Annotated in this window: 7 protein-coding genes and 2 pseudogenes; 4 read left to right on the top strand and 5 right to left on the bottom strand. The window is 55.0% G+C overall.

Annotation, left to right across the window (positions count from 1 at the left end; genetic code table 11):
- Positions 1-84 precede the first annotated feature (84 nt).
- From tnpB to IN820_RS04245, 3 genes and pseudogenes are all read left to right on the top strand, one after another.
- Positions 85-444, top strand: coding sequence for an IS66 family insertion sequence element accessory protein TnpB (tnpB, locus tag IN820_RS04255; protein WP_049325434.1), 360 nt, complete (start codon positions 85-87; stop codon positions 442-444).
- Between the two features lie 19 nt (positions 445-463).
- A complete protein-coding gene (gene tnpC, locus IN820_RS04250; protein ID WP_193679788.1) occupies positions 464-2,011 on the top strand; it encodes an IS66 family transposase in 1,548 nt (515 codons plus the stop codon).
- Positions 2,012-2,053: 42 nt separating this feature from the next.
- Positions 2,054-2,617: pseudogene (locus IN820_RS04245) on the top strand (site-specific integrase); the annotation flags it as partial.
- 80 nt (positions 2,618-2,697) lie between these two features.
- Here the strand turns inward: IN820_RS04245 and gapS4b are convergent.
- From gapS4b to IN820_RS22840, 5 genes and pseudogenes are all read right to left on the bottom strand, one after another.
- Entirely contained in the window at positions 2,698-3,819 is a 1,122-nt protein-coding gene (gene gapS4b / locus IN820_RS04240; protein WP_193679787.1) for a GapS4b family protein, read from the bottom strand.
- Positions 3,820-3,821: 2 nt separating this feature from the next.
- Entirely contained in the window at positions 3,822-4,742 is a 921-nt protein-coding gene (gene gapS4a, locus IN820_RS04235) for a GapS4a family protein (RefSeq protein ID WP_193679786.1), read from the bottom strand.
- Positions 4,735-5,742, bottom strand: a complete 1,008-nt coding sequence (locus IN820_RS04230; RefSeq protein WP_193679785.1) for a nucleoid-associated protein — start codon at positions 5,740-5,742, stop codon at positions 4,735-4,737. Before IN820_RS04230 ends, gapS4a begins: the two co-directional genes overlap by 8 nt.
- Positions 5,743-5,952: 210 nt before the next feature.
- Positions 5,953-11,076 (bottom strand): RecQ family ATP-dependent DNA helicase, encoded by a 5,124-nt coding sequence (locus IN820_RS04225; RefSeq protein WP_193679784.1) that lies wholly within the window; start codon positions 11,074-11,076, stop codon positions 5,953-5,955.
- Positions 11,077-11,203: 127 nt separating this feature from the next.
- Positions 11,204-11,311 (bottom strand): annotated as a pseudogene (locus IN820_RS22840) (Fic family protein); the annotation flags it as partial.
- Positions 11,312-11,354: 43 nt separating this feature from the next.
- On the opposite strand from IN820_RS22840, the gene IN820_RS04220 reads away from it, so the two are divergent.
- Positions 11,355-12,149, top strand: a 795-nt coding sequence (locus tag IN820_RS04220) for an IS630 family transposase (protein ID WP_193679783.1), incomplete at its 3' end; no start/stop codon positions are given.

Here is a 12,149-nt window from a genome sequence, read left to right as displayed (position 1 = left end):
GTAAGCGCTCCATAAACCCCACCTACAAATGATCCCTGGCGTTGGGAATGCTTGTGCTCCCGTTTCCCACTGGAGCCCATCGCCATGATGCGTCCCGACGCCAAGGTACAAAAGGTCTACCTCTACCCCAAGCCCGTCGACTTCCGTAAATCCATCAACGGTCTGGCTGCCCTGGTCGAGTTGGATATCAAGGTAGAGGTGTTCAACCCGGTGCTGTTCGTGTTTCTCAACCGCACCCGCAGCCAGGTGAAGATCCTTTACTGGGAGCGCAACGGCTTCTGCCTGTGGCTCAAGCGCCTGGAGGCCGAGCGCTTCAAGACCAAGCCCGAGGCCGGGGACGAGGCCATCGAGCTGACGGTCGATGAATTGAACTGGCTGCTAGACGGCATCGACCTCTGGCGCAACCGCCCGCACCAGGTACTGACGCCACGTTTCGTGGCCTGAGCCGGTATAATCCACGGCCATGATTGCCGTGCCCGAAAGTCCCCCTGACGACCCTATCCTGCTCAAGCAGTTACTGCTGCTGGCCAATGAGCAGGCGGCGGCAAAAGATGCTCGCATTGCACAACTTCAGGAGCAGGTCGCCCTGCTGCGGCGCAAGCTGTTTTCGCCAAAGTCCGAGCGCAGCCCCGAAGACGACGACTCCCCGCAGCTGGCGATGTTCAACGAGGCCGAGGAACTGGTCGAAGCAGCGCCTGAAGCGGCTGCCGAAGAAACCGAGGAAGAAACCGTCGCCCCGGCCAAGCGCCGTGGCAGGCGCAAGTCGTTGCCGGCGAATCTGCCACGCGTCGAGATCATCCACGAGCTGCCCGAGCATGAACTGACCTGTGAATGCGGTTGCCGCAAGCGGGTCATCGGCGAAGAGACCAGCGAGCAGCTGGAAATCATCCCGATGCAGGTGCGGGTGATCCGTCACATCCGCAAGACCTACGCCTGTAAGGCCTGCGAAGCAGCCCCGGTCACCGCTGACAAACCGGCCCAGTTGATCGAAAAGAGCCTGGCGAGCCCCAGCGTGCTGGCGATGCTGCTGACCGCCAAGTACGCCGACGGCATACCGCTGTATCGCTTCGAGAAGATGCTCAGCCGCCACGGTGTCGACGTACCGCGCCAGACCCTGGCGCGCTGGGTGATCCAATGCGCTGAGCACCTGCAACCGCTGCTCAACCTCATGCGCGACACGCTGCTCGACTACCCCGTGTTGCACTGCGACGAAACCCGGCTGCAGGTGCTGCACGAGCCGGGGCGCGATCCCACGGCCCAGTCCTGGATGTGGGTGCAAAGCGGTGGCCCACCGGGCAAACCGGTGACCCTTTTCGACTACAGCACCAGCCGCGCGCAGGACGTACCGCTGCGCCTGCTCGATGGCTACCGCGGCTACCTGATGACCGACGACTACGCCGGCTACAACGCCGTGGCCCTGCAAGACGGCATCGAACGTATGGGCTGCTGGGCGCATGCCCGGCGCAAGTTCGTCGAGGCACAGAAAGTCCAACCCAAGGGCAAGACCGGTCGCGCTGACATGGCGCTGAACCTGATCGGCAAACTCTACGGTATCGAGCGCGAGCTCAAGGCCAGCAGCGATGCCGAACGCCATGAAGCTCGCCAGCAACGCAGCCAGCCGATCCTGGCCCAGCTCAAAGTCTGGCTGGACAAGACCCAGCCGCACATCGCCGGTCAGACGGCCCTGGGCAAGGCGGTGAACTACCTGGCCAGCAACTGGAACCGGCTGGTGCGTTACATCGAAGCGGGTCACCTGCCGATCGACAACAACCGCGCCGAGAATGCCATCCGCCCGTTCGTCATCGGGCGCAAGAACTGGCTGTTCAGCGACACGCCCAGGGGAGCCACGGCCAGCGCGCAGGTCTACAGCCTGATCGAAACCGCCAAGGCCAACGGCCAGGAACCCTATGCCTGGCTGCGCCACATCCTTGAGCGCCTGCCGACCGCAAGCAGTGTCGAAGACTACGAGACGCTGCTGCCGTGGAACTGCTCGACAACGCCTTCATCCTGACTGGCCAGGCTCGTCAGTAAAAGACGGGGTTTATGGAGCGGTTACATCTGCCTGAGCACCCTCTGCCGTATCGGCGAACTGCTCAAATCCGAATGGCAGCACGTGGATCTGGAGAAAGGCACCTGGTTCATCCCAGCCGAAGCGACCAAGGGACACAAGGGCAAGCGTCAGGATCACCACGTGTTTCTATCATCATTCGCGCTGACCCAGTTCAAGCGCCTGAAAGAAGAAACCGGCCATACTCCATTCTGCTTCCCTAGCAAGGATGAAAGCAGTCACGTCGACACCAAGACGGTCAGTAAGCTTATCGGCGACCGGCAGTGCCGCTTCAAGAACCGCAGCAAGCCGCTTACTGGTCGCCACCATGACGACTCATTGGTGCTTAGCAAGGGTGCCAAGGGTGAATGGACACCACATGACCTGCGGCGCACCGGTGCAACAATGATGCAGGAGCTCGGTGTAACGCTGGAGATCATCGATCGCTGCCAGAACCACCTGCTGGGCGGTTCCAAGGTACGCCGGCATTACCTGCACCACGACTACGCCAAGGAAAAAACCGAGGCATGGCGGCTTCTGGGAGATAGACTTGAAACGCTCATGCCTTGATTACTTGATGGTATCGCCCTGCAACGCAATCCACCCGGTTCCCCTCAATGGCGCGGACACTTTAACTTACGTATCGATAACTACGGTTTCACATGCTTGAAAGCCGCATCCCTTGCCTCTTGAATCTTTTGGATTATGGTCTTTCTTACCTGATTCTTACTTCCTTCCTCCAGCCGCGGAAGTCGTTCAATACTGAAATCGAAGGCTGTTCTAGAGTAATCATCATCTCTTGATGTCTTGCCAGAGAAAGCAAATTCAATACTGCACTCACCAGCATTTGCGCCAAATTTAAAGGCGTAAACAGCTGTCATCTTCACTAGATAATAATATTGGTAATAAGCTGGCTCTTCAAGAAGAAACACCCTCCCCAAATCCTTGCCTTTTATTTGTATTTTATTAACGTGTCCCTCCATCCACTCTATCCTCTGCTCCTTCGGCAACGCCCCCCCCTCTTGGTCACGGATAATCTCGAAATTTCCGATTTCCTTGAAGGAAAATTCTGGGGAATTCACGGATGTCAACTGAAGAAAGAAGCGAATACGTTCACTATTCGTGAAGTCATCAAAAAGAATAGACTCTGGCTTTTCGTTCGTCGTCACACCTTTTGATTTGTAGAACTTACCAATAGCACCAGTGACTGCGTCGTTAAATTTATTAGTATCTTTCGAGGTTCTAAGTTTATTGGCCTCAATTTCCAGACTACCACCAGATTGCTTCAGAAGAATCTCACCCGGGTAGACAATTTCTTGCTCTATAAAATCCGCACTAAAATCCAGTATTCGCAGAGCATATGTGATTCGTACATCTCCACCAGAGTCAACTGATATGGCTGGCTCAGAAGCAAATTCACGACCCTCCTCCAATTTAATACCTTCAATTACTGACTCGAAGTTATCCAGCAGTTCGGCTTTCCAGTCGACCTCCGCAGAGGTTAGCTTAAATTTATCAGACGAATACTTCTTACCGGATTCGCGAATGAACGACTTCTCAATGAGGCGTTTGAACTCACAGGGAGTAAGTAGACAGGTACTTAATAGCGGTACGGTTTCTGACTTGCCAGCCCCCCCAATAAATATTCCTTTTTCTTTTAAGGTTTCTACTATTTCACCTCGGCTAATGTGGTCACTATTTAGCAGTATTCGCAAGCGATCCCCCCACAACATGGCACGCTCGTAATCAAATTGCTTGGCGGCTGTTTCCATGATTAGCACTCCATAAGATCGAGGACGGATTCCTTATAGCAAAACACCTTGATGTTCGCCTTTCTCTCCCGATAGGCCATCAGGACAGAATCTTTTGTCTGCTTGTCATCTGCAGGGTGGTAGCTTTCTAGTCCGATAAAAATGTCCTCCACCCAGCCATCCGCAAAATCGAAGGCCAGACTGCAAAGCTTTTTCAGGGAGTCTTCCGAAAAGGCTTGCTTGGCATATAAGCAGAGGGAGGGCTTTTCCCCCAACATAAACCTGATAGGGATAAGATCGGAGGCTATGAGTTCGATTGGCAGTATATCGCCATAACGTTCATCCGCAGAAGCAATGACATTCCCAAGCTTTGGATAGTAGAAGTGGTACTCCTTCCCCTGCTCGATTGCCTTGAAATGGCTAATAGCCTCTTTGATGAAGGAGGCCCGCGACATATCCACTAGATAAAGCGGGCAGTTTGACGACAAGTCCAGCTGAATCTTACTCAGCGACGGTTTGATATCTCTATCGAGGCTTTTCCTATCCCCATGAAGCCATACAAGCAGCCCTACATGCCTCTTTTGCCTGCGGCCCTGGAAAGTCTGTAGTTTTTGAGAAATCTCACCACTGATTTTTGAGCAGCAAACTATTTCATCAAGCTCGGACAAGTGCTTCTTGAACGCCGTCCTGACCCCCTGATCGCCTTTAGGATAGCCATTTTTGGAATTTTTAGAGGAAACATATACAACGTCAGTTCGACTATCATGAAGTGGATTGTCATAAATAAAAACAAAGTCATTTCCATGACTCTGCTCTCGGTTATGAGACTTGTTATTGCATGGAACACTGACGCCCTTCAGGAGATTACTCCACCCAATCAGCCTCAGAAGCTCTTCTGTGATTTTCTCTCCGTTTTCGCCAGAGGTTTTCGATGACTCACCCATTGCTGTCCTCCAGCATAATTTTTATTTGTACTTTTTGACCATTGACCTCGAAATCCACATTCTTGAATGAAAGATTACTTGGGATCGTTAAGGCGATGTCATTACCTAGGTCGATACGGCTAAAAGCCTTCTTCAGCTTTGCTCCAAGGCTTTTTGTCGACACACTCACCTCCTCGAAATTCACCAAGCCTTTTCGCTCAACAATTCGATCCAGCTCAGTATCCCATACGTCGGGGGAGACATATTTTTCTGAGACCTCCTTAATTTCATTGCTCAGAATTTCATCTCTTTCTTCGCATAATGCGGCTAATTCTCGACCGAATTCCTGCCGGGCAACGGGGCTCTCAATGCTTTCTCGAACCTTTTCTATCACTCCAATCGTGACAGCAGACTTTGTACTTTCATTGGGAAGCTGTTTTGCTTTCAGGAAGTCATCAATCCAGTATTTTGTCCGACTACTCAAACGGTCAATGGCATAAATAGTTTCGAGCCCCTCAACAATCAGAACCCCTTTGTCAATTAGATCAGGATTAATACCACTAGAGACCTCGAGCTTCCCAGTTTCGCCATCTGTACGGGCTGATATGTACTGTTGTTTTGATTCTGACTTGTAGATCCCAACTGCAGAACTATACTTGCCATCCACCTTCAGCTTGTTAAACAAAATAACAAAAAGGTCGCCTGCCGCAATATTGGGGTGATGTGCAGAGGCGTACAAGTGGGCGGCTAAACTCCTCGAGAACTCCACGAAGGAAATTTTCTGAGAGAAAAAAGCAGATGTGTGATGCGCCACGTCGTTGAGTGCCAAATCGCTTTCATGGGTGAGCACATACTGATTCTTGCTGCCAACAATTCCACGCAAATAGCCGCCAAGTATTAGGTTCGAAATGCTGTCCGTCAGTGAGAAACATTGATCCGCCAAAACCAACGGTTCCTCCCTCAGACGATTTCCAACCTGGTGTAGGATGACCGACTGAACAACCGACTCACCAATCTCCATTAACTTTTCCTTTATTTCATTGCACGAAGTAATGCCGTTGACCACGCCAAATTTTTCAATTCCAACAGGAATCGTGCTATCCCTGTTATTTTCAACGGCGCACTAGCAACAGACCCCACATGATGCGGTAAACCAGCTTCACGTTGACCGATGGCAGGGCCTGTTGCTCATGTTGCCAGCTAACGGGATCCCGTTTTTTAAGAAACTCACCTACCCTCTCCCTCTCGGCACAACCACCTCCCAGCGCTCACACTTGTTCAAATCCTTATACTGTTCCTCACCATCCTCTGCAAACCGCACCATGACGGCCGCGACTTCGCATTGATCGAAGCCGATCTGTGGCTGGAACGACTTGGCGGTTCGCCCTACCACGTTGCCTTGTCTATCGAGCAGTTGATAGCGGCCAGCCTCTTCCTTCAGCGTCAGCGGATCACCCTCGCGAAGTGTCTCAATCGCCTTGTGTATCCGGGCATGCGGTGATTGACGACCAGCAAAACCAATGTCGATTTCCTTCAGCGTGAGTTGCTGGAAGCGCACCTCCAGCTCAGGAAGAGGTTGTCCCTGGAAGGCGTGTTGCTGAACGTCCTTCATCAGGCTGCGACTGAATGGGTTGCCGTCAGCAAACTCGCACAACGTCAGGGTCTGTTCGGCTCGTGTCATCCCCACGTAGTACAAACGTCGCTCATCGGCCAGGGTATCGACCTGAGCGCTCCAACCGCCATCCAGCAGAACGACATGGCGGAACTCCAGACCTTTGGCCGAATGCACGGTGCCAAGATAGAGGCCTTCCTTCGGCTGTTGGCGCAATTCACGGGCGTAGTCGTACAGCCAGTCGATCAAGGCACCACTGCCAAGTTGGCAGTCGCCCAATTCTCCTCGCATTTGCTCAAAGGCCGTCTGGAAAAAACTCTTCCACTCGGCTTCAAGCAGTTGATTGCTACCCGACAAACGCTGCCATGCGTCAGCCGCGCACAAAGCGCCTTCTATTTCTCGCAGATAGTCGATTGCAGCAACAAAACTGCGCTGCCGAGTAATGGGTAACGCCGTTTCCTTGTCTGCTGCCAGGAAATAAGGAATATCGTGCTGCTCGCACCAGGCCTGGATTGGCCACAGATAGCGGTGCGTCCGAGCCAGAACCGCACAGCCGTTCCAACTCCCCTGCTTGAGCACCAGTAACCGCTCCAACTCCACCATGGCCGCCTGAGCCTGCAGATTTCCGCGTTCACGGTCACTCGGGTCGATCAGCAGTCGCAATACCCGGCCTTTCCGCTGCTCATCCTGCTCTTCCCATAGCCCGCCGGCAGGCAGCTCCTGCCGAGCCCTATCAATCCGGATGGGATTGGCCTCTTTCAGTCGAGCCGAATTCTGGCTAATGAGCTGGTTGGCCGCCTCAATGATGCGCAGGGAAGAACGGTAGTTATCGACCAGGAAGCTGGTCGACGCCTCATAGTCCTCGCGGAATCGCTCGATATAACGATTGTTGGTATCGCGCCAGGCATAGATGTTCTGATCATCATCCCCCACCGCCATGATGCACAACCGGCCATCCTCTTCCGCGTGCCGCCCAGCCAGAGCACTTACTAGACGATATTGCAGGTCATCAATGTCCTGATATTCGTCGACCAGGATGTAACGGTATCCACGCAGCAGCTGCTCGCGCAGGTCATCTTCTCCTTCTACATTGCGCTTGCCCTCCAGCAGCTCGACGGCATCATTCAATACCTGCTTGAGGGCTCGCTCGTCGACCGTATCGCCTCGTTCGAAGCGGGTGCCGGTCAAACGCATGGCCATGCTGTGATAGGTCAGAACGCTGACGCCGTAGGCATCGGCCCCGACCAGCGCCAACAACCGCTTGCGGATCTCGTTCGCCGCGTGGCGGTTGAAGGTCAGCGCCACGATGCTGGTCGCTGGCACTCGCCGCACTCGCAGCAGGTAAGCGATGCGGTGCACGATCACGCGTGTCTTGCCGGAGCCCGGCCCGGCCAGCACTAGCCGATTCATGTCGTCATCGTCGGCGACGATCAGTTTCTGAGTAGTGCTCAGCGACTCGATGATCGACTTCCACGACTCCTCGCTGGTAGCCAGCTTGAGGACGTCTTCCCGCCCAGCAAAATGGCGCTTGATGAACGCCTGCTTGGAGTCGGTGAAATAATCCAGCACCAGACGCAACGCCTCAGCCATTTCCTTCAGCGCCACTTCCGCATACTCGCGCATCACATGAACCTGGATGCGCTTCTCGCGGTAGTGCTCGTCGAGTCGCAGGTAGTCCTCCTTGAGGAAGGTCTTGCGCTTGTCTTCCTTCCTGACCTCGATGGTCATGGCCCGGCGCATGACCGTCATGCCGTGGTTGAGGGTCAAAATATCCTGCCGATGCAGATAGAGCAGGACATGCTCGATTACCTTGCGACGTCTGTTCGGCGGAATCAGGTGTGGCAGTTCGAGGTCAGCTTCGATCACCTGGAGCAACTCGCCGAAACTCGTTTCGACCAGCAGATCCGCGCCACGCAATCCCGTCGGTAGCTTACCGACCAACAGTTCCAGGAACTTGCTAGCCAATACGCGCCGCACGTCACCAAAGCCAACGATCTTCGCCCAGGAATGACCACCCTTGATGCGCAGCTTGAGGTAGTCACGATTGAGCTGCCTGAGCTCAAAGCTGCTGCGCTGCTGTCCGTCGGCGTCATGATCCTGGGCCAGGCTGCGCAACAGCCGCAGCACATGCAGCGGGAACAGGTCCTCTAGTCCCATCGTTGCCTTGAGTTCAGCGGTCAGTGCCGGCAGATTCAGATCCTGCCAATCACCGTGCTCGGCATCCGGCGCCTGCTCTGGCAAGCACTGCAGCAATGCCTTTTCCAGCTCCAGGGTGTTTTGTAGGCGCTGACTGGAAGCCCCCGTCACACCATGGCGCACATACAGCGTTATCTGCGAGTCGTTGACCAGCAGCCCCATCTCCTCCAATTGCTTGAGTGCGCTGGCAACCTCTTCCGATTCAAGACTGGTCAACTGCATCAACTGGTCGGTGTTCACCCGTTCATCAGCATCGGCGCCGTAGAGAAAGCGCAGAATAGCCCTGAACTCCTCCAATCGACGTTGCGGCAACTTGGCCTTCAGCAAGCGTTTCTCGGCATCTTCCTCGCTCACATCCAGTCGTGCCGGGAAAATCTGCGTATGGTTTTCCTCACGCTTGAGGTAATCACCACGCTCCAGCCAGGCAACCGCCGTAACGACCTTGGTTTCGGCATCACGCTCATCCGCGGAGAAGCTGGTTTCAACGTCATCGTCCAAGAGGATTTCACCCGCCGTGATGACCAGCTTGCCGCCCTTTCGCCGATTGCTCTCGTTACGCAACTTGCGCAGGATCTGCTGGATGTCGCGGATGCTGAGCTTCGAGCGCTCGCTCATGCCGAACTGGGTTTCGATGTCCTGCGGGTCGTACAACAGCACACAGCGCGCATCGCCCTGATCACGCCCAGCCCTACCAGCCTCCTGCAGGTAGTTCTCCAGCGAGCCTGGTATGTCGGCATGCACGACGAGGCGAATATCGGCTTTGTCCACACCCATCCCGAAGGCGTTGGTAGCAACGATGATCCTCAGTTGCCCGGCCTTGAAATCGTCCTGGATATCCGTTTTGGTGTTGGGCTCAAGACCGGCATGGAAGTGCTTGCAAGGCCATCCTTGGCCAATCAGGAAATCGGACAGATCCTCTGCACTCTTGCGGCTGGAAACGAAGACAACCGCACCGCCTTCCTGGCTGTCCAAGTGCTCATGCAGCAATCGGTTCGTACGCGACCACTTCTCTGCTCTGATGCAGGGCAGCACGTCGAAATGCAGATTGGTTCGCTCGTGCCCTCCAGGGAACACCTTGAATTCAATGCCCAGGCTTTCCCTGAAGTGGCTCTGGATATCCGCGAGCACATCGGGCTTGGCCGTCGCGGTAAAACAGCCGATCTGCGCCAGCGGGTGGTCACCGGTGTACTCCCGGATGAAGCGGGAGACATAAAGGTAATCCGGCCGAAAGTCACTGCCCCATTTCGACAGGCAGTGCGCCTCATCGAAAATCCAGGCACCGACCTGACGTTGACGGATCGCCCGCCGGAAAGCCTTGTTGCGGAACTGCTCGGGCGACACCAACAGAATGCCGACATCGCCCATCTGGATCTGTTCCAATACCTCCGCGCGCTCTGGCATGGTCAGCAGACCATTAAGGGCCGCGGCACACTGGACATTGCGCTCCAGCAGCCCGTCCACCTGATCCTTCATCAACGACTGCAACGGCGAGACGATGACGGTAAGGCTGCCGTTACGATGGAAGCGGTTCAGCGCCGGCAACTGATAGCACAGCGACTTGCCCCCGCCGGTCGCCAGGATGGCCAGTACGTGCTGGCCACGCATGCCAGCCAACATGATATCGTGCTGAAGACTCTCCCCTGGCCGCTCGTATCGGAAATCTGGAAAGCCGAAATAGCGCTTCAGTTCGTGGCGTGGGTCATGAGTCGTCTGGCAGTACTGACAATCCTCTCGCTCACACGGCACGTCACGCAGCTCCGAGATCAGCCGGCCAACCTCCGGAAACTGATGGCGAACCCAAGGCGCTAAAACCGAATTGCCGCCAGAAACCCGAAGCCAGGCCAGTGCATAGGCCAGCGGCCAATGCAATTCTTCCCGTTGAAGATCCTCGTTGAGCAGTTGCTCCAATCGTTCTCGACATACCTTCAAATCCCGCGGCTGCGACGGATCCGTCTCTTGCAGCAATTGCGGAACCAGCCTTCTGAGCTCGGTTACAGATACCGGAGACTGACCAGTCAAGGACGCGAAGAAGGCCCCCAGATCTCCCTTCATACTTGGTGCCAGCAACGCTTGGTAGCAGAGAAGTTCCGCCTGGTTGGTCTCGTTCAACTGTGTGAAAGCCTGGCGTTGATCCTGAAAAAGAACCAGCGTCGAGCGGCAATCAGACAAAGGCGAGTTGAGGCTGTCGCGGATAAGCTTGTAATCCTTGACCAGCCGGTGATACGGATTTTGTGGAAACGCCAGCGGTGACAGACGCAGCGTGTCGATGACAGGCAAGGCATGCAAAACCATACCGGGCGAGTGTTGGCGCAAGATAGGCAGATCATGGTCGATGACATTGTGCCCGAGCAAGAGGCTCGCCCCCTCGGACAATGCATCCAACTGCTGCAAGGCTGGGGACGAGTTTCCAGAAACCTTCAGCTCCAGCTCTGCCCCTGAGTCAGGCCGAAGGGCACCGACCATTATGATCCGGGCAGGTTGATTGTTCTTGGGCGGCACCACCTCAAGATCGAATATCAGGCCCTTGGGTTGAGGAAGTGGCGACATCAAACGGGCATTCCCTGCTTAACTATTGCGGCAATCATCATTCAGCGAATGAACGATGGAAGTGATGGACATCATCATGCCATCAATCAAGCACCGATAAGAGATGCCTAGGCCCCACACAAGCCTTTTAAGGCTTACTTAAAAAGCCAGTTCGCCGGTACTTCTGTACTGGACTACGTGGCGACGCGGGGTCGGTCATCTCGATCAAGCCGGCAACCAGGGCAGGTTTGAGGTATTAACCTGGCAAATAAATAGGGCATATTGGATGATCTGTCCCCATGAAAACAGATGCCCGCAAACTCAGCCCTCAAGAACAGCGTGAAANGCGCTCCACAGCCCTACGCATGCGTGAGCAGGGTTATACCTACAAGGCTATTGGCGAAGCGGTTGGTGTTCACCCGCGCACCATCGCTCACTGGGCGCAGGTCGCAGAACACAAAGGCGAAAAGGCTGCCATTGCCGGCGGCCAGCGCGGTGTGCGCCAGGGTGATCGCCGCAGTTTGAGCCCCAGTCAGGAAGTGCTGGTTCGCACATTGATGACCGATAAGATGCCCGACCAGCTCAAGCTCGGCTTTGCACTCTGGACGCGTGATGCCGTGCGCGAACTGATCCGCCAGCGCTGTGGTTTTCTCATGCCGGTTCGAACGGTTGGTGAATACCTCAAGCGTTGGGGCTACACCCCGCAGCGACCACTGCATCGGGCTTATCAGCAGAAACCTGAAGTGGTTCAGCGCTGGCTGGATAATGAATATCCACGCATCGCACAGCGGGCCAAGGCCGAGAATGGCGAGATTCAGTGGGGTGACGAAACCGGCATGCGCAGTGACAGCCATGCCGGTCGCAGCTACGCCCCTATTGGTGAAACGCCGGTGCGCCAGGTCAGTGGCAGTCGTTTTTCCACCAACATGATTTCCACCGTGACCAATCGAGGCAAGCTGCGCTTCATGCTGTATCGGGAAACGCTGACAGCCCCAGTGCTGATTCGCTTCCTGGGTCGACTGATTCGTGATGCGCAGGGCCGCAAGGTGTTCCTGATTCTCGATAACCTGCGCGTACACCACAGCAAAAAGGTG

The sequence above is a fragment of the Pseudomonas lopnurensis genome (genome assembly GCF_015070855.1).
GTDB lineage: Bacteria > Pseudomonadota > Gammaproteobacteria > Pseudomonadales > Pseudomonadaceae > Stutzerimonas > Stutzerimonas lopnurensis.
This window is presented reverse-complemented; position numbering and strand designations above follow the sequence as displayed.